Source organism: Clostridium felsineum DSM 794 (assembly GCF_002006355.2).
In the GTDB taxonomy this organism is placed as follows: Bacteria; Bacillota; Clostridia; order Clostridiales; family Clostridiaceae; genus Clostridium_S; species Clostridium_S felsineum.
The window spans coordinates 2,292,031-2,310,678 of record NZ_CP096980.1 but is presented as its reverse complement, the minus strand read 5'-3'; the positions used below and the strand labels follow the sequence as shown (position 1 = coordinate 2,310,678).

Below are 18,648 nucleotides of genomic sequence, written 5' to 3'. Positions count from 1 at the left end.
TTGCAATTTCATTTAAAATCTTCAAATTTGCTCAATGCTGTTTCAATATTTTCAATATTAGTGGTAAGGGCAATTCTAAAAAAATTATATCCTAAATTTCCAAAACAATATCCAGGTGTTACCACAACCCCATAATCAGTAAGAAGTTTATCACAAAATTCATCTGTAGAGTATCCTTTTGGAACACTGCACCAAACATAAAAGGTTGCATTTGCATCAAAATACTTTATTCCTTTTTGTTTTAGTATTTTTTTTGCAATGTTTCTTCTATTATCGTATATTTCTCGTGATTTATTTATTTCATCTCTATCTAAACTAATAGCTTTTGCTGCTGCATATTGTATAGGTACAAATTGTCCTGAGTCTATATTACTTTTAACCTTTAGAAGAGCTTTTATTACATGTCTATTTCCTACCACATATCCTATCCTAAAACCTGTCATATTATAAGTTTTTGATATACTCCCAATTTCTATCATGCTTTTATTTTTATCACTTTGAAGCAAACTAATAGGTGTGGATTCTTTCTTTATTATTTCGTTATAGGCTGAATCATTAACTAAAAGTATATTTCTTCTTTCACAAAAGTTTATTATATCTTTATAAAAATCTTCGCCTGCCTCTGCTCCTGTAGGGTTATTGGGATAATTAATAAAGAAAATTTTACTTTTTCTAGCTACGCTCTCTGGTATTTCTTTTAATTTAGGAAGATAATTGTTTTTTTCTGTAAGTGGAATTTTATAAGGTACTGCCCCCCATAAATTTGATGCAGCAGTATACACCTGATAGCCTGGATTTGGAACTATTACATAATCACCAATATCAGAAATAGAAGGTAATAGACTACTTATACCTTCCTTTGAACCTATTGTAATTATTACTTCATCTAAATCTAATTTTATACTAAAAACGTCTTCATAATATTTTATAACTTGTAATTTAAGCTTTTCTATTCCACTATAAGGTGGGTATTTATTAACATCTTTAATATCTAAAGCCTTTACCAATTCCTTTTTTATATCTTCATTAAGTACTAAATCAGGATCTCCAATACCTAAATCTATTATCCTCATCCCATTTTTTATGAGCTTTCTTTTCTTATCTTCTATCTTTTTAAAATGATATTCATCTATGGTTTTAAGTCTATTATTTACTTTAATCATTGAAAAAACCTCCATAAATACACTCATATATATTTTTTCTATATATAGTGTATTCATGGAAAATATTATTGTTACTTATATATTCTATAAAAATCCTCTTCAAATATTTCTCTTATTTCATTGATTTTCTTTGTCCTTCCAAGTGCAACCATAAGCTTTATTCTTGCCTTTTGTCCAGGAAGATTATCTCCAAAAATAACTCCCATATTTCTAAGTTCTTTTCCTCCACCATGGTATCCATAGGAATCTAGAACCCTTCCTTTATAGCAGCGTGACACAAGAACTACTGGTATATCTTTATCTATGGCTCTTTTAATACCATCTACCATATTAGGTGGTACATTACCCCTGCCCATTGCTTCAATTACAATTCCTTTATATCCTTTTTCAATTGCAAAATCTATAAAATCAGAATCCATTCCCACTGCTGCTTTTATTAATGCAACTTTAGATTCCACTTTATCTGTCTCTATGTAATCATTATATACAGTATCTCTGTAAAATATAGGCTTATTAGTATCCACTATACCAAGAGGCCCAAAATCAGGGCTTTCAAAGGCATTAAGATGCATAGAATGTACTTTTGTAACTTCTGATGCACTATTAAGCTCGTCACTAAAGCAAACTAAGACTCCTTTGTTTTTAGCACCTTTAGATATGGCTGTACATATAGAAGCAGAAAGATTAGCCGGACCATCATAACCAAGTTCAGAACTATTTCTCATTGAACCAGTTACAACTACAGGCTTTTCACTTTTTATTGTAAGATCTAGAAAATATGCAGTTTCTTCTAATGAATCTGTACCATGTGTAACTACTGCTCCAACAATATCTTCTCTTTCTAGGATATTTTTAACAAACTTTGATAGTTCCATCATTTTTTCTGGAGTCATATGTGGTCCTGGAAATTCAGAAAAATTAAAGGATTCAATCTCGGCAAAGTTTTCTATACCTGTTACCATAGACATTATTTCCTCTCCTGTAAGGGCAGGGACCGCTGCCTTCACCTTTTTATCAAATTTCATTGATATTGTGCCTCCATTGAATATTACTGCAACCTTTTTCATATGCTTCTCCCTTTCTATGTTAGTTTTTTAGTACATAAGTTGTGTGACTCTATATATTCTGACTTTTAAAATATTCTAGATCGGAAGATATGTTAAGCAGTGATATTTTAAAAGTCACAATAAAAAAGATTTAACCAACGTATATATATAAGTATAAGAGGATTCCCTTTTTAAAGAAATCCCCTTTTTAATTAAATAAAATCAAAGTATAATACAGATTAACCCGCCATTACCTTCATTGATTATTTTCTCAAGTGTTTTTTGTATTTTAGCTTGAACATCATCAGGCATTTTATAAAGCTTCTTTTGGAGTCCCTCTTTAACAAGTACCTCTAATGATTTTCCAAACATGTTGCTTTCCCATATTTCAGATGGATCATTTTCAAATTGCTCAAGCAGAGATTTTACAAGCTCTTCGCTTTCTCTTTCACTTCCCATTATTGGCGAAACCTCTGTTTCTATATCAGCTCGTATAAAATGGAAGCTTGGAGCACTTGCCTTAAGTTTAACTTCATATCTCGCTCCGCTTTTTACTATTTTAGGCTCTTCTAATTTCATTTCAGTAAGCTGTGGTGCAACAAGCCCATAACCTTTTTCTCTTACATCCTTTAAAGCCTCAGACACCCTATCGTATTGAACCTTTGCTTCATGCATTTCTTTCATTATAGACAAGAGTTTATTTTCTCCATCTATGTCACACTCACATTCTTCACTTAAAACTTTATAGAACATGTCTTTTTTAGGTGTGAAAATTATCCTTCCTACACCACTACCCATATTCATTTCTGTCATATCCACTTTATCTAAATAATCCATACCTGAATACGAGTCTATAATTTTTGAAATGTCCCTTACTTTGTTTACCTTGATGCATATTTCTTTAATAATGTTCATAAAGTTGTCTTTAAGCCAGTGTTTTGTACTTAACTTTTCAATCCATTCTGGCATATCTATGTTTATTTCTTTTACAGGAAACTCTTTTAATACCTTGCTAAAAACTTTTATTATATCTTCTTCAACCATATTTTGAACATCTAAAACTTGTACAGAAACATCATATTTTTTTTCTAATTCGTCTCTAAGTTCAAGAGTTTTAGGGTCTTTAGCATGTGCTGAATTCAATATAACCATAAATGGTTTTTTTATTTCCTTAAGTTCTTTTACTACTCTCTCTTCTGCTTCTATATAATCTTCTCTTGGTATATCTGTTATCGATCCATCCGTTGTTACCACAATGCCTATTGTAGAATGTTCATCGATAACTTTTTTAGTTCCTATCTCTGCCGCCTTTTCAAAAGATATTTCATGATCAAACCAAGGCGTTGATACCATTTTGGGTTTATCAGCTTCTGCGTATCCTTGTGCACTTTTCACTATATACCCAACACAGTCAACTAACCTTACTTTGCAATTTATACCTTCACTTAAACTTATGTCTACTGCCTCATTAGGAACAAACTTAGGTTCCGTTGTATGAATTGTTTTACCGGATGAACTTTGAGGGAGTTCGTCTTTTGCTCTCTCCTTCTTATGAGGATTATCTATATTGGGTATTACCATAATATCCATAAATCTTTTAATAAATGTAGATTTACCCGTTCTAACAGGTCCTACAACCCCCACATAGATATCCCCATCCGTTCTTTCGGTAATGTCCTTATATATATTAAAGTTTTCCACGCTGCTTCCTCCCACACCTTAATATTAACAATATATATATATTAGGACAGCCTCTTATTTATTCCTAATTGTGCAAATCTCTTAAAAATAGTACTCGTATTTTTTATCTCTTCTCATAAGTTCAGACACTTCTTTTTTAGGTATACCATTTTCAAACAAAACCTTGTATATAGAATTTGTAATTGGCATAGACACACCCAAAGAATTCTTAAGTTCATAAAAAGTATGACATGCTTTAACACCTTCTACAACCATCCCTATTTTTTTACATGCTTCATCACAGGACATACCTCTTCCTATTAGTATGCCAGCTTTTCTATTTCTACTATGCATACTAGTGCAAGTAACTATAAGATCCCCTATTCCTGTAAGTCCAAAGAAGGTTTCAGGTTTTCCACCAAGCTTTATACCTATTCGCATTATTTCGCTCATACCACGTGTCATAAGTGCTGCCTTTGTATTATCGCCATAACCAATTCCGTCACATATGCCTGATGCTAAAGCTATTATATTTTTAACAGCTCCACCAATTTCAACTCCAACAATATCACTATTAGTGTATACTCTAAAGCTGTTGGTCATAAAAACATCTTGAACCTGTTCTGCATATTTCATATCTGTAGATGTAACTACTACAGTTGTTGGAATATCATTTGCAACCTCTTCTGCATGACTGGGCCCAGATAAAACTACAACAGGATTTTTATAAAGTTCTTCTTTGATTACCTCTGATAATCTTTTTTTACTTTCTTCTTCCATGCCTTTAGCTATGGTAACAATTATTTGATTTTCTTTTAAAGAGCCCTTTATTTTTTTGCATACATCTCTAATTGCAAAAGATGGTACTGCGAGAACAATATATTTACTTTCCTTAGTAGCTTTTTCAATATCCCCGGAGGCTTTAACATTACAAGGTATTATGCTGTTAGGAAGATATCTTGTATTTGATCTTAGTGTGTTTATATCATCAAGTATATCTTTGTTTCTATCCCAAATTACAATATCATAGCCCTTTTTAGCTAATATTATTGCAAGTGCTGTTCCGAAACTTCCCCCACCTATGAATGTCACATCACTCATATTAGTTCTTCCTTTCCTTAAATATCAGCTTAATTCCTGTACCTTCAAAATCAAAGCTCTGTCTTAATTTATTTTCTAAATATCTTCTATAAGAAAAATGAAGAAGCTCAGGATTATTTACAAAAAATATAAAGGTAGGTGGTTTTACGTCTGTTTGTGTAACATAAAATATCTTAAGTCTTTTAAATGCAACTACTGGCGGTTCCTTCATTAAAACAGCATTGCTTATAACATCATTTAAAACTCCAGTGGCAATTCTCTTATTATAGTTATCATAACATTTCTTTATTTCTGAAAGAACTTTATGTACTCTTTGACCTGTTTTGGCTGATATAAACAAAAATGGAGCATATGCCATAAAGGAGAATTTAACTTCTAAATTCTTTTTAAAGTTATCCATAGTTTTGTCATCTTTCTCTATAAGATCCCATTTATTAACAATAACTAAAATTGCTTTATTATTCTCATGTGCATAACCTATTATTCTTTCATCCTGCTCACTTATAGGCTCTGTAGCATCTAGTATAAGAGTGCATACGTCACATCTTTCTATAGCTGCCATAGTTCTTACAGCACTGTATCTTTCTATTTCTTCTTTTATCCTACTTTTTCTTCTAAGTCCAGCTGTATCTATAAGAATTAATTTTCCAAATTCTGTTTCCAAAAAGCTGTCAATAGCATCTCTAGTAGTTCCAGGTATGTCACTTACTATAACTCTTTCCTCTCCTAGAATTCTGTTAGTAAGAGATGATTTTCCTACGTTAGGCTTTCCAACAAAGGCAACTTTTATATATTCTTCTTCCTCTTCATCTTCTTCAGAGGCCTTAAATCTTTCTACAACTTCGTCTAACATATCGCCTATTCCAAGTCCTTGAGATGATGATATTGAAACAGGATCACCTATTCCAAGGTTGTAGAATTCATATATATTATTTTCTTCAACATTTTTATCGATTTTATTTACAACTAAAACTATTGGCTTCTTACTTCTTCTAAGCATAACAGCAACTTCGTTATCGGTATCTGTAAGACCCTGCTTACCATCCACCATAAAGACAATAACATCTGACATTTCAATTGCTATTTGCGCCTGTCTTCTCATTTGTGTAAGTATTATATCGTTGTTTTCAGGTTCAATTCCACCTGTATCTATTATAGTAAATTTCTTTCCTACCCACTCGGATTCGGCATATATTCTATCTCTTGTAACTCCTGGAGTATCCTCAACAATTGAGACCCTTCTTCCAGCAAGCTTATTAAATAAAGTTGATTTTCCTACATTAGGTCTTCCAACTATCGAAACTATTGGTTTAGACATTTTTTATTCCTCCCTGCCATATTTGTTTATTATATCTACTAAATCCTCTCCTGAATAATCGCACACAAGAACCTTTTTATTTAGTTCTCGCTCAATATCAGTAACTCTAACGTCATCCAAAAATATATCTTCATCACTTTTTAACATATTAGCTGGCAATATTATATAATCGCTAGACTCACTTTCCTTTAAACACTTTAAAATATCACTACCTGTTAAAAGACCAGCTACAGTTATTTTTTCACCAAAGAACTTATTTATTACTTTAATCACATTTATTTTAAGCCCAGAGCTTTTTTCCATTAGTACTTTTGCTGCCTTATATATTTCCTCATATGCTAAAACACCTGTAACCATAGTGAAGGATTTATGTATATTCTCGTCTAATTTGTTTAAGGACATATCTATATTATCTCTAAAAGTACGTATCATACCTATACCATCTTCAAATTGTTCAAATTCCCCATAAAATTCTGTCTTGGGGATTGGTATACCTGACAATACATAAAATTCATCAGAAAGCCTTACAAAAGGTGCACCTATTTCTTTTATAAACTTATCTTGAAGAGGTTTAATATTTTCAATTTCTATCTTTGCACTTTCAGCATCATAGGCTTTCATTTCAAAAAGACCTTCTCTAAAAGAAGTTATTCCAACAGGAACACCTGCTATGTTTTTAACATATGGATAAAACTCATATAGATCCTCTACTGTTTTTGAAAAGACTTTTTCATTATTTATACCCGGGCATAATACTACTTGACAATTCATTATTATACCTGCCTCAGAAAGCTTTTTCATTCTCTCAATTAGGTTTCCTGCAAATCTATTGTTTAACATCTTTTTTCTTAGCTCAAGATCCGTAGTTTGAACAGATACGTTAATTGGACTTATTCTATATTTTATTATTCTATCTATGTCGTCATCACTCATATTTGTAAGTGTTACAAAATTACCTTGAAGGAAGGAAAGTCTTGAGTCATCATCCTTGAAATAAAGTGTTTCTCTCATTCCTTTAGGAAGTTGATCTATGAAACAAAATATACACTTATTACTACAACTTTTAGCTGAATCTAAAATTCCACTTTCAAATTCTACTCCCAGCTTTTCATCGTATTCTTTTTCTATTTCAAGCTCCCATACTTCACCGTTTTGCTTTTGTATTTTCACAACGACATAATCGTCCGCCATTAAGAATCTATAGTCTATTATATCCTTAACCTCTTTATCATTTATACTTAAAAGACTATCACCAACCTCAATATCCATTTCTTCGGCTATACTTTGAGGCTCGATTTTAATAATTTTATTTTTCATAATTACTCCCTACAATATAATGTTACATATTTAAACTCTTTAGTTATATTACATTATTAAATGTTTTAAGTCAAGAATACAAGCTTTCTCCCTAAAATAAAAAATAACTGTTCTTTGTTTTAGGTTTTAAAAAGCATCCTAAAATACAATTAGAACAGTTACACTATCTTTAGTTTTAATCGTTAAGATCTACTTGCTTACCTGTTATAAGATATATGGTACTTTCACACACATTTGTAGTTCTGTCACCTATTCTCTCAAGGTACTTACATACAAATAAAAATTGTGTAAGCTGATTTATTTTGCTCTTGTCTTCACTCATTATATCCAAAAGTTCATTAAAAATTCTCTTATATAAAGCATCTACTTCATCATCTCTTTTACAAACCTCATAAGCTTTATCTAAGTTTCTTTCAACATATGCATCTAATGAATCTTTTATCATTGATTTAACTTTACTGCCCATATTCCATATTTCTTTTACGATTTCATGATGCTTCTCACCATTCAATCTTTTTATAGCTTTTGCTATATCTACAGCATGATCTCCTAGCCTTTCTAAATCAGTTATTATTTTTACCGTAGTAAATATATTCCTCAAATCTTCTGCAACTATTGGCTGCTGCATTGCAATAAGTCTTATAACCTTATTTTCTATTTCCTTTTGCATATCATCTATTATGTCATCTTTTTTTATAATTGTTTCAGCCATAGTTTCATCCTGCTTTTCTAAAGCTTCCATACAATCGTATATCTGCTTTTCTGCCATACTGCCCATTCTCAAAAGCTCAGAGTGAAGCTCCTCTAAATCAGATTCAAAAATTTTTCTTGTCATATTTCACACCCCACAAATAAATTTTCAAAACCTTATCCAAATCTTCCCGTTATATAATCCTCAGTTCTCTTGTCCTTTGGTTTATAAAAAATATCCTCTGTTTTGCCGTTTTCTATAACTTCACCGTTTAAAAAGAATGCTGTGTTATCAGAGATTCTTCCCGCCTGCTGCATATTATGAGTTACTATAATTACAGTATACTTATGTTTTAATTCATCCATTAATTCTTCTATTTTTAGTGTTGATATAGGGTCAAGTGCAGAAGTGGGTTCATCCATCAAAAGAACTTCAGGTTCAACTGCAAGAGTTCTTGCTATACAAAGTCTTTGCTGTTGTCCTCCCGATAAACCAAGCGCACTCTTTTTTAATCGATCCTTAACTTCATCCCAAAGTGCAGATCCTTTTAAACTTTTTTCCACAAGTTCATCTAGTTTACTTTTATTCTTTATACCGTGTATTCTAGGTCCATACGCCACATTATCGTATATGGACATAGGAAATGGATTTGGTTTTTGAAACACCATACCTACCCTTTTTCTAAGTTCTATTTCATCATAATCTTTGTATACGTCCTTCCCCTCAAACAAAACCTGCCCATCTATTTTAACAGTACTTATTAAATCATTCATCCTATTTATAGTTCTTAGAAAAGTTGATTTTCCGCAGCCTGATGGTCCTATAAGTGCTGTTACTGTATTTTTAGTAAAATCAAGATCTATTTTTTTTAAAGCCTGAGCGCTTCCATAATATAAATTTAGGTCTTTAGTTTGTATTATGCCCATTTTTCTCCTCCTTACTTACCGCTGTATAAACTATATATTTTTCTTCCTATGATCCTTGCTATAAAGTTAAATACTAAAACCATGAGTACTAGTACAGCAGAAGAACCATTGGCAATTTTTGTTGCATCTGGAATCATACCTTCAGAATTAAGCTTCCATATATGAACAGCCAAAGTTTCAGCTGGTCTGAATAAACTAAAGGCTGAAGCTTTGTCTACCAAACTTATGCTCTTAAAATTAAGCTCTGGTGCACTCATTCCAGCAGTATATAGAAGTGCAGCTGCTTCTCCAAAAATTCTGCCTGACGCTAAAATTATCCCCGTTAAAATTTCCGGCATTGCAGATGGAAGTACTATATTTTTTATGGTTTGCCACTGTGTAGCTCCAAGACCTAAACTCGCTTCCTTAACTTTACTAGAAGAAGCTTTTATAGCATTTTCCGATACTCTTGTCATAGAAGGTAGATTTAAAATAGTTATGACAAGCGCTCCTGATAATATCGTATATCCCCAATGTGTCATTGTTACAAATACTAATAATCCAAATAAACCAACAACTATTGATGGCAGTGATGCCATAGTTTCTATGCATAGTCTTATAAAGCTTAATATTTTCCCCTCTTTTGCATATTCAGCCATATATATACCTGCACCTACCCCAATAGGTATTGTTATAATAAGTGATACTATAAGCATGTAAAAAGAATTAAAAAGTTCTGGCCCTATTCCGCCGCCGCTTTCCGCTATTTTAGGTTTACCAAATAAAAAACTCAAATTTAAGGAATCATGTCCTCTATAAACTATATAAATTATAAATGCTGCCAGTAGTAAAACAACAAATACGGAAATCAAGTATAAAATTATTGTAGCTATTTTGTCGTATAGTTTAGATTTCATTAAACTTCACCTTTTCTCCCTATGAATCTTATAATCAATATAAATACAAAAGAAATTACAAGAAGTAAAAATGCAAGAGACCAAAGTGCATCATTCCATGCAGTACCATTTGGAGTATTAGCCATGTCCATTGTTAATACACTGGTAAGCGTTGTAGTAGGCGAAAAAAGCCCATGAACTGATTTCACAGTATTTCCTATTACCATCTGAACAGCTAACGCCTCTCCAAAAGCCCTTGCAAGTCCTAAGACAACTCCTGTAAGTATACCATTCTTGCTTGATGGTATTATTATTTTATATATTGTTTGCCATCTTGTGGCACCTAGTCCGTATGAGCCTTCGATATATTCGTTGTGTACATTTTTTATAGCATCCGAAGAAAGACTAGCAATAGTTGGTAATATCATTATGCTGAGTACCAAAATTCCTGCCGCCAAACTAAAACCAACACCACCAAAATTTCTTTTTATAAGTGGAACCAGTACAGTTACTCCAATCCAACCATAAACAACCGATGGAATTCCAACAAAGAGTTCTAAAGCTGGCTTTAATACTCTTTCTCCTAATTTAGGTGATATCATATTCATAAACACAGCTAAAGCAATTGCCATTGGTGTACTTATAATTACCGCTCCTATTGAAACCGCTGTTGAGCCTTCTAAAAATATAAATGCCCCAAGGTTGGGATTTTTAGCGTCTGGCTTCCATGTACTTGACATTAAAAAATTCAAAATAGAATAATGCCTTTTAGTGAATATTGTTAATCCTTTAGATGCAATAAAAAAAATTATTGAAAGGGTTAAAACAACTATAAAAAGCCCACAAATGGTAGCAAAACCTCTTCCAATATATTCCGTTTTAAGTTTTTTTAGAAAACTTCTTTTTTCCATAGCGTTACCTCAATTTAAGTTTTATATTATATTATTTAGTTTAAAATGATAATTGCGCCATAATACCTTTTTAGTATTTTGGCACAATTATGTATCTTATTTATTTCTTTATATCAGATGATGATATATATCCCATTTTTTCTATTAAAGCTTTATTGTCACTGCTCATCATGTAATCAATGAATGCTTTAGCTACATCATTTCCTTTTCCTTTTGTATACATGTGCTCATATGACCAGAAAGGATATTTTCCGCTTTCAACATTTTTTGAAGTAGGTTCTACTCCATCTAATGAAACCATGTTTATATCTTTTTTACCTTCATCTGTTACAAGATAAGAGAATGCCAAATAACTTATAGAACCTTTAGTGCTTGTCATTGATGTTTTAACTGATCCGCTTGCATCTTGTGTAGTTCCTATATCATCCTTTTCATCTTTTCCATCCATAACTGTTTTAGTGAATGTTGCTCTTGTTCCTGATGATTTAGGTCTATGAACTATATTTATTGCTTCGTCAGGTCCACCAACGCCGCTCCAATTTGTTACTTTACCTGTAAATATATCTTGAACTTGCTGTTTTGTTAAATTCTTTACAGTTACATCACTGCTAGTAACTACAGCAAAGCCTATTGCACAAACTTTGTGATCTGTTAATTTTTTTGCATCATCTGCATTTAATTTTTCTTCTGCAAAAATATCAGAATTTCCAATTTCAACTGCTCCTTGAAGAACTTGATTCAATCCAGTACCGCTTCCTCCTCCTTGAACATTTACACTTACATCAGGATTTTTTTCTTTAAATCCATCCACAGATTTTTCTGCTAATGGTTGAAGTGCAGTAGATCCAGAGAGTGTTATTGAACCAGATATCTTCTTTGCATCTTTCTTAGTGCTTGAGTCAGTTTGGTTAGAACTTGAACTACAGCCTACAAATAAACTAGCCATAATTGTCATCGTTACCGCTGCAGCCATTAATTTGATTTTTTTACTTTTCATTCAACCTACCTCCAAAGTATAGATATATAGATTATTTTAATAACTAATTTTTTCAAACCTTATAATAGGTTTTTTCTCCTCTTTACAGTTAACATGTTACAATTTGTATGTTAATTGAGTATTATACTAATGTTAATTAAATTTAACATTGAATATTTTTTATAAATTGAATTTACTCATGTTCTCTTTAAGTTCCATTGATGCTACATCCATTTTACTTATCATGCTGTTAATATTTTTTGTTGAGTTATATTGTTTATTCATGATTATTCTTATCTCTTCTATAGACTTATTGAATTCATTATAAAATTCACTTATATTTTTAAATTCATCATATACGTTTTGGTTTTTAAGACTTACATAATTAGCATTTTCATCTATAGTCTTTATATTATTATTTATTTCCTCTACCATAGAAAATACATTTGTATAGTTTTCTTTAGCAGTTTTAATTGCCTCTATTTGTTCTTTATATTCATCATTAAGTGAATCCATTTTCCCTTGCATATCTGATATCTTGTTATTTATTTTAGAGGCTATAGAATCAATACCTGTAATTTGAGTTTCTACATTATAAGATAGCTTTTTAATATTGGCGGCTACTACATCAAAGCCTTTTCCAGCATCTCCTAATCTTGAAGCTTCTATGGATGCATTTAATGCCAGCATTTTTGTACTGTTCGATATACCCTTCACTAAATTTATTATATCTTTTATATTTGCTGTATTATCTTGAAGCTCTTTAAAGGTTATATTTACTTCTTTTATACTTTGCCTAAAAAATTCATTAATACTTATAAGAGTTTTAATGCTTTCAATACCCATAGTGTTAAATTCTTTTATATCCTTTGATAAATCACTCATTTTACCAGAAGATTTTCTTATATTTTCAACCCTAAGACTTATATTTTCATAAGTTTCAAACCAATTTTCCAAATCATAAAAGATTTTAGTAGAGTTTTTTGAACTTAGCTGCATGCTATTATTTATAACTTCCATATTACTATTAGTATTATCATAAGAAGCCTTTACTACTAAATTTATATCTATAAGCTCCTTAGAAACCCGTTTTACCCTTTCTAATAGTCCGCTAACATTACTAACCATTGAATAAAAGGATTTTGATAATATTCCGACCTCATCACCCCTATTTATGCAATTTTTCACTCTTAAATTACCTTTAGATATTTCCTGTGTATCTCTCATGAGTTTCTTCATAGGTTTAAAAATTAGTTTGATTATAAATACTAAAATAGGTATGGTAATTAAAATAGATAGAAGTGTTATAATAACTATAATATAACCTGTTTGCTTCGGTATACTTTGAAAAGAGTTTTCAGTACTGGTTAACACAAAAACTAATTTCATATCAGGAATACTGACTACAGACGCAAAATATCTTGTATCATTAAAACTGTAATTTATAGTCTCATAATCTTCTTTATTAAAAAAATTCTTTTTACCTTCAACTTTTTTTATTTCACTAATTGTATTCTCTTTATTTATGTAATATTTTTGTGGGTGATACACTACTTTATTATTTGAATCTACTATAAAAATATACCCATTTCCCATATATTTAAACTTATCAAATCTTTTTGAAAAATAGTCGATATATATGGTTTTACCAGCTACACCAAGTACAGTTCCATTTTGGTCTTTAACGGGACTTACAAAGGTTATAACCGGTTTACTTGTCATAACGGATATATAAACAGAGCTCATAGACGCCTTACCATTAAGTGCTTTCTTTATGTAATCAAAGTGAGAATTATCATATCCAAAGTAGTCACTATTACTTGCTATTAAAGTTATTCCATCCTTTCCTGCAAAAAATACATTTTCCACCTCTTCATTATTCTTCTCTTCTGTGTTAATTTTATTTTTAAAATGTTCTATTTCAGAAGCATCTTTGGGATTTACCGCTATATTTTTCAAATCAGAATCATTTGAGAGATTTTTCACTTCATTACTTTGAAGCAATACTAAGGTCTTAAAATTATTGTATATTTCAGAAGAAACTACTTTCATGTTGCTTTTATTTATTCCGTATATATTGGTATAGGTTTCATAATAAATAATGCCATCTGCAATCATCATAATAGAAATTATTAATATTCCTACTATAAGTGCTATTTTGTACGCTATTGATATTTTCCTTTCTTTCTTTATCTTTTTCATCAATGTAAAATTCATATAATATCCCCTTTACAACAGATTTATACTTATATAATAAGTAAAGAAAGTTATGTGCATTTTACATTGTTTTAATTCTTTGTTAAAAAATAAGAGCTTTCTCAAATATAGAGAAAACTCTTACTTAAAATTAAGATTTATATGGTATTGTAATTATAAACTTACTGCCTACATTTACCTTACTTTCAATGTTTATATTTCCATTAAAATTCATGACTATATGCTTCACTATAGCGAGACCAAGACCTGTTCCTCCATTAGCTCTTGAACGTGCCTTATCAACTCTGTAAAACCTTTCAAATATCCTTTCAAGATGATTTTCCGGTATACCTACTCCACTATCCTTAATAGATATAACAAGCTTATCTTCAATGCATTTTTTAGATACAACTACTTCTCCGCCTTTTTCGGTATACTTTATAGCATTGTCCACCAAATTTATAATCATCTGCTTAAACTTATCATTATCTCCTATTAAATTTGGAACCATGTCACCCTCTAATTTTATGTCTATATTTTTAACCTTAGCTGATTTTTTTAATAATTCATATACTGCATTTATTACTATATTGACATTTACCTCTTCCTTTTTAAATGATTGTCTAATTTCTATGTCTGAAAGAGTTAATATATCACTTATAAGTCTAGTAAGCCTATCTACTTCATCATCAATTATATCAAGGAATTCTCCCTTTTGTTTTTGATCATCTACATATCTTAAGGTTTCAGAAAATCCTTTTATTGACGTAAGTGGTGTTTTTAATTCATGGGATACATTTGCTACAAATTGAGTTCTCATATTTTCAAGCTTTCTTATATCCGTTATATCTTGAACTACTGCAACAGTTCCAATACATTCATATCCATTTATTATATCCGCTGTTTTTATTCTTAGATTTCTTTCTTTGGGCCAAGAAGTTTTTATTTCTGCATAGCCATCTGTCCTTTTATTAAATATGTCTTCAAATTCATAATTCCTTATGCAGTCCATAAGATTTAGTCCTATTATATTTTTATCTATACCAAATATTTTTTCTGCATATGGATTTATCATTATTATTTTATGCTTTTTATCTACTGCAATAACTCCACTATCCATACTCTCTAATATGGCTTCTAATTTTTTTTGTTTTTCAATAGACTCCTTTATTGTATCTTGAAGCCTAGATGCCATATTGTTGAAGGTTTTACCAAGCTGTCCTATCTCATCTTTTGTATCAACATTAACTCTTGTTTCTAATTCCCCTCTTGCTATTCTAGAACTGGTATTTTGAAGATCCCTTATAGGATTTAAAATAACATAAGAAAGTTTAAAAGATAAAAATATTGCTGCTGCAACACTTAGTCCTATAACATAAATATAAAATTTCAGATATCTTTGTTCAAATCTTTCCACAGATGAAAGTTCAATGGCTGTCCTAATTACAGTATTGTCCTTTCTGACTTTAGCATAATAGATTATATTGTTTTTTAAAGAATTACTAAATCTTATACTAGTTCCATAGCCATTTTTTCTTGCAGATATAACCTCTACCCGTTTATTATGATTATCAAGTTTTTTTGCATCTATTTCATTATCATATAAAACTACTCCATTTTTATTTATGTATGTAATCCTCATATTTGAATTTTTGAAGGTATCTTTAAGCACTCTATCTATATCTTTATTTTTATTTGCATCAATAACGTTAGATACTATCCTACTACTTTCTTCAAGCTGCTGTTCTACATTTTGTCTGTACTCATAATCCTCAATTTTTATGAATAAGACGGTTATCATTATTAAAGTTACTATTAAAATTCCCAAATTGTATAGTACAAGTTTTTTCTTCACTTTAATCACCACTATAGTTAAATCTATACCCTATTCCTCTTATAGTTTCTATATACTTAGGTCTTTTATCATCATCTTCAATTTTTTGTCTCAGATGTCTTACATGCACATCTACTGTTCTAGTTTCTCCAATATATTCGTAGCCCCATATTTTGTCCAGTAAAAAATCCCTTGTCATAACTCTACCTTTATTTTTTATAAGCACTTGTAGAAGTTCAAATTCCTTAAGAGTTAGCTCTATCTTTTCACCTTCTTTTGTAACATTATGTCTTTGAAAATCTATTTGAATATTTCCAAATTTAAAGCTTTTATCTATATACTCTACCTTAGTTCTTCTTAGTACAGCTTTTACTCTAGCCACTAATTCCCTTACTGAAAATGGCTTAGTTATATAATCATCGGCTCCAAGCTCTAGTCCTAGTATCTTATCTAATTCTTCTCCCTTTGCCGTTATCATTATTACTGGCATGTTAGAAATGGATTGATCTTTTCTTATTTCTCTACAAACATCATAGCCATCCATAACCGGAAGCATTAAATCTAAAAGAACCAACTGAGGAACCTCAACCTTTGCCTTTTCCAGAGCTTCCCCTCCATCTTCCGCTGTAATAACCTTGTATCCATTGTTCTCCAAATTGAACTTTATGAGCTTCACTATATGAGCTTCATCATCAACAACAAGTATTTTTTCTCCCGCCATAATATTCCTCCAGCTATATTATTTTTTAATTATAAACGAAAACATTCTTCCTGCATTTTTTGAATCGCGTCTATATGAATGCATTTTGTGGGTACTTGAGCACATTGTGCATATATCTAGACATTTTATATTATGAACATTTTCACTTTCGCACTGCTTTATTATACATTTCTGCAAATCCAACTTACCATTTTTATAAATTTCGTTTATGTTATACATACCACTGTTTTCAAATTGGCTTAAGCTTTCAGCTCCAAACTCGTAACAGCATGACTTATTATGTGGTCCAATATAAACAACTATATCTGAATCAATAGATGAAAATTCTTTTTTCATTTTGCATATTGTTTTCTTTACTATTAAATCACACGTTCCTTTCCAGCCGCTATGAACAGCCCCTATAACTTTTTTAACCTTATCATATAAAAGAACAGGAACACAATCAGCTGTAAACACTCCAATAGCAATGTTATTTTTATCTGTAATTAATGCATCACCTTCTAGACCCTTCTTATCCTCCTCATAGTTTAAAATGATATCACTGTGAGTTTGCTTTAAGTAACCTACATCATCTAGGTTAAACCATTTTTTTAAATTACGAAGATTTTCTATACCTATTGTTGTATTTATATTAAAATTCAAGTTATTTTCAGCTGTAGAAAAGTACAACTCAAAATTATCATCCTTAAATTCTAAAAAACTATATTTGTCCTCTTTTTTTGTATACATAAATATTACCCCTATATTATATTATTTTTTTAAATCTTTGTATTGAATTTATTATTATTTTAACCTAGTTTTAACAATTAGGCAGCTAAAATTATAGTCATTTTAGTGTTAATACATACAGATAGGGAAACCATGTAATACTTTAATCTGCATGTGTTTTAGACTTTCACCTATACTTATATAACACCTACCAATTAAGTTTTACTATGATTTCCCTATATAAAGACATACACTAATAAAAAATTAAACTTGCAAATTACTATGTAATAAAAAATCAAATTAATGTTACCTATTTAAACACTACTTTTTATTTACAAGATTTAGAATTTCCTCCATAAATGTGTTTATATCTTTAAATTGCCTATAAACGGATGCAAATCTTACATAAGCAATTTCATCTATTTCTTTAAGTTTTTCCATTACCATCTCACCAATAGTATCTGATTTTATTTCTGTAAGCATTTGATTACTTATAGATTTTTCTATTTCAGAAGCTATATTTTCTATTTGTTGCCTAGACACTGGTCTCTTTTCACAAGACTTTATAAGCCCATTTATTACTTTAGATTTATCAAAAAATTCTCTACTTGAGTCTTTCTTGATAACTAATATAGGTATATCTTCTACTTTCTCATAAGTTGTATATCTTTTACTGCATTCAAGACATTCACGCCTTCTTCTTATAGCCATGTTGTCCTCGGTAGATCTAGAATCAACTACCTTACTCTCACCATATCCACAAAATGGGCATTTCAAATCTTTCACATCCCTTATTAAAGAATATATTTAGTTTAATTATACACTTTTTAGGGCTAATTGTTCAATCCTTATTTTCAAATAAATTGTCACCATTCACAAGTATTACATCCACGCCTATTTTCTGTATATCCGACCATTCGATTTCTATATATTTTTCTTTAGAAAACCATCCTCCTACTTTTACTCCTGGAAGTATTATTGATATTATTTTACACTCCTCAATATCAATTTTTAAATCTTTGATGAGTCCGAGCTTTGTTCCAGTATTAATATCTATAACCTCCATAGACTTCATTGCACTTATAGAATGCGCAGGTATATCCATATATTATCACCTCTTTATAGTATAACGCTTATAATTAATTTTGATATACTATAAAAATATGATTAAAGTACTCAAAAAAT

The 18,648-nt window shown here is 30.6% G+C and carries 17 protein-coding genes; all 17 read right to left on the bottom strand.

The window, feature by feature from the left end; translation table 11 throughout:
- Positions 1-8: 8 nt before the first annotated feature.
- The 17 genes from CLFE_RS10870 to CLFE_RS10790 all read right to left on the bottom strand — a co-directional run bounded on the left by CLFE_RS10870 (position 9) and on the right by CLFE_RS10790 (position 18,568).
- Positions 9-1,163: an aminotransferase class I/II-fold pyridoxal phosphate-dependent enzyme gene (locus CLFE_RS10870; protein ID WP_077892633.1), complete on the bottom strand. Its 1,155-nt coding sequence runs from the start codon at positions 1,161-1,163 to the stop codon at positions 9-11.
- A 71-nt stretch (positions 1,164-1,234) separates the two neighbouring features.
- The gene (locus CLFE_RS10865) at positions 1,235-2,230 is read right to left on the bottom strand and encodes an asparaginase (RefSeq protein WP_077892634.1); all 996 of its coding nucleotides are present in this window, start codon (positions 2,228-2,230) and stop codon (positions 1,235-1,237) included.
- Positions 2,231-2,431: 201 nt separating this feature from the next.
- Complete coding sequence (gene spoIVA / locus CLFE_RS10860; protein WP_077892635.1) at positions 2,432-3,910, bottom strand: stage IV sporulation protein A; 1,479 nt, start codon at positions 3,908-3,910, stop codon at positions 2,432-2,434.
- 81 nt (positions 3,911-3,991) lie between these two features.
- Positions 3,992-4,990: an NAD(P)H-dependent glycerol-3-phosphate dehydrogenase gene (locus CLFE_RS10855; protein WP_077892636.1), complete on the bottom strand. Its 999-nt coding sequence runs from the start codon at positions 4,988-4,990 to the stop codon at positions 3,992-3,994.
- Between the two features lies 1 nt (position 4,991).
- Positions 4,992-6,308: a ribosome biogenesis GTPase Der gene (gene der, locus CLFE_RS10850; protein ID WP_077833756.1), complete on the bottom strand. Its 1,317-nt coding sequence runs from the start codon at positions 6,306-6,308 to the stop codon at positions 4,992-4,994.
- 3 nt (positions 6,309-6,311) lie between these two features.
- Positions 6,312-7,625: a DUF512 domain-containing protein gene (locus CLFE_RS10845; RefSeq protein WP_077833755.1), complete on the bottom strand. Its 1,314-nt coding sequence runs from the start codon at positions 7,623-7,625 to the stop codon at positions 6,312-6,314.
- Positions 7,626-7,800: 175 nt separating this feature from the next.
- A complete protein-coding gene (gene phoU / locus CLFE_RS10840) occupies positions 7,801-8,460 on the bottom strand; it encodes a phosphate signaling complex protein PhoU (RefSeq protein ID WP_077833754.1) in 660 nt (219 codons plus the stop codon).
- A gap of 32 nt (positions 8,461-8,492) precedes the next feature.
- On the bottom strand, positions 8,493-9,242 hold the full coding sequence (gene pstB / locus CLFE_RS10835) for a phosphate ABC transporter ATP-binding protein PstB (protein WP_077833753.1): 750 nt from the start codon (positions 9,240-9,242) through the stop codon (positions 8,493-8,495).
- 11 nt (positions 9,243-9,253) lie between these two features.
- Entirely contained in the window at positions 9,254-10,138 is an 885-nt protein-coding gene (gene pstA / locus CLFE_RS10830; RefSeq protein WP_077892637.1) for a phosphate ABC transporter permease PstA, read from the bottom strand.
- Positions 10,138-11,028: a phosphate ABC transporter permease subunit PstC gene (gene pstC / locus CLFE_RS10825; protein WP_077892638.1), complete on the bottom strand. Its 891-nt coding sequence runs from the start codon at positions 11,026-11,028 to the stop codon at positions 10,138-10,140. Before pstC ends, pstA begins: the two co-directional genes overlap by 1 nt.
- A gap of 100 nt (positions 11,029-11,128) precedes the next feature.
- Positions 11,129-12,025, bottom strand: coding sequence for a phosphate ABC transporter substrate-binding protein (locus tag CLFE_RS10820; protein ID WP_077892639.1), 897 nt, complete (start codon positions 12,023-12,025; stop codon positions 11,129-11,131).
- A 159-nt stretch (positions 12,026-12,184) separates the two neighbouring features.
- Positions 12,185-14,221 carry a methyl-accepting chemotaxis protein gene (locus tag CLFE_RS10815; protein WP_077892640.1) on the bottom strand — a complete coding sequence of 679 codons (2,037 nt, stop codon included), beginning with the start codon at positions 14,219-14,221 and terminating at the stop codon, positions 12,185-12,187.
- Positions 14,222-14,351: 130 nt separating this feature from the next.
- Positions 14,352-16,055, bottom strand: a complete 1,704-nt coding sequence (pnpS, locus tag CLFE_RS10810; protein WP_077851609.1) for a two-component system histidine kinase PnpS — start codon at positions 16,053-16,055, stop codon at positions 14,352-14,354.
- A gap of 1 nt (position 16,056) precedes the next feature.
- Positions 16,057-16,755: a response regulator transcription factor gene (locus CLFE_RS10805; RefSeq protein WP_077832859.1), complete on the bottom strand. Its 699-nt coding sequence runs from the start codon at positions 16,753-16,755 to the stop codon at positions 16,057-16,059.
- Between the two features lie 18 nt (positions 16,756-16,773).
- The gene (gene pgeF, locus CLFE_RS10800) at positions 16,774-17,484 is read right to left on the bottom strand and encodes a peptidoglycan editing factor PgeF (protein WP_077892641.1); all 711 of its coding nucleotides are present in this window, start codon (positions 17,482-17,484) and stop codon (positions 16,774-16,776) included.
- 300 nt (positions 17,485-17,784) lie between these two features.
- On the bottom strand, positions 17,785-18,240 hold the full coding sequence (nrdR, locus tag CLFE_RS10795; protein WP_077832857.1) for a transcriptional regulator NrdR: 456 nt from the start codon (positions 18,238-18,240) through the stop codon (positions 17,785-17,787).
- A 64-nt stretch (positions 18,241-18,304) separates the two neighbouring features.
- Positions 18,305-18,568 (bottom strand): YlmC/YmxH family sporulation protein, encoded by a 264-nt coding sequence (locus CLFE_RS10790; RefSeq protein ID WP_077832856.1) that lies wholly within the window; start codon positions 18,566-18,568, stop codon positions 18,305-18,307.
- Between the last annotated feature and the right edge of the window lie 80 nt (positions 18,569-18,648).

What these genes read in the sequence shown, in the direction of transcription:
- CLFE_RS10870 (WP_077892633.1), bottom strand. Translation starts at nt 1,163, where the DNA reads ATGATTAAAGTAAATAATAGACTTAAAACCATAGATGAATATCATTTT.
- CLFE_RS10865 (WP_077892634.1), bottom strand. Translation starts at nt 2,230, where the DNA reads ATGAAAAAGGTTGCAGTAATATTCAATGGAGGCACAATATCAATGAAA.
- CLFE_RS10855 (WP_077892636.1), bottom strand. Translation starts at nt 4,990, where the DNA reads ATGAGTGATGTGACATTCATAGGTGGGGGAAGTTTCGGAACAGCACTT.
- der (WP_077833756.1), bottom strand. Translation starts at nt 6,308, where the DNA reads ATGTCTAAACCAATAGTTTCGATAGTTGGAAGACCTAATGTAGGAAAA.
- CLFE_RS10845 (WP_077833755.1), bottom strand. Translation starts at nt 7,625, where the DNA reads ATGAAAAATAAAATTATTAAAATCGAGCCTCAAAGTATAGCCGAAGAA.
- phoU (WP_077833754.1), bottom strand. Translation starts at nt 8,460, where the DNA reads ATGACAAGAAAAATTTTTGAATCTGATTTAGAGGAGCTTCACTCTGAG.
- pstB (WP_077833753.1), bottom strand. Translation starts at nt 9,242, where the DNA reads ATGGGCATAATACAAACTAAAGACCTAAATTTATATTATGGAAGCGCT.
- pstA (WP_077892637.1), bottom strand. Translation starts at nt 10,138, where the DNA reads ATGAAATCTAAACTATACGACAAAATAGCTACAATAATTTTATACTTG.
- pstC (WP_077892638.1), bottom strand. Translation starts at nt 11,028, where the DNA reads ATGGAAAAAAGAAGTTTTCTAAAAAAACTTAAAACGGAATATATTGGA.
- CLFE_RS10820 (WP_077892639.1), bottom strand. Translation starts at nt 12,025, where the DNA reads ATGAAAAGTAAAAAAATCAAATTAATGGCTGCAGCGGTAACGATGACA.
- CLFE_RS10815 (WP_077892640.1), bottom strand. Translation starts at nt 14,221, where the DNA reads ATGAATTTTACATTGATGAAAAAGATAAAGAAAGAAAGGAAAATATCA.
- CLFE_RS10805 (WP_077832859.1), bottom strand. Translation starts at nt 16,755, where the DNA reads ATGGCGGGAGAAAAAATACTTGTTGTTGATGATGAAGCTCATATAGTG.
- pgeF (WP_077892641.1), bottom strand. Translation starts at nt 17,484, where the DNA reads ATGTATACAAAAAAAGAGGACAAATATAGTTTTTTAGAATTTAAGGAT.
- CLFE_RS10790 (WP_077832856.1), bottom strand. Translation starts at nt 18,568, where the DNA reads ATGGATATACCTGCGCATTCTATAAGTGCAATGAAGTCTATGGAGGTT.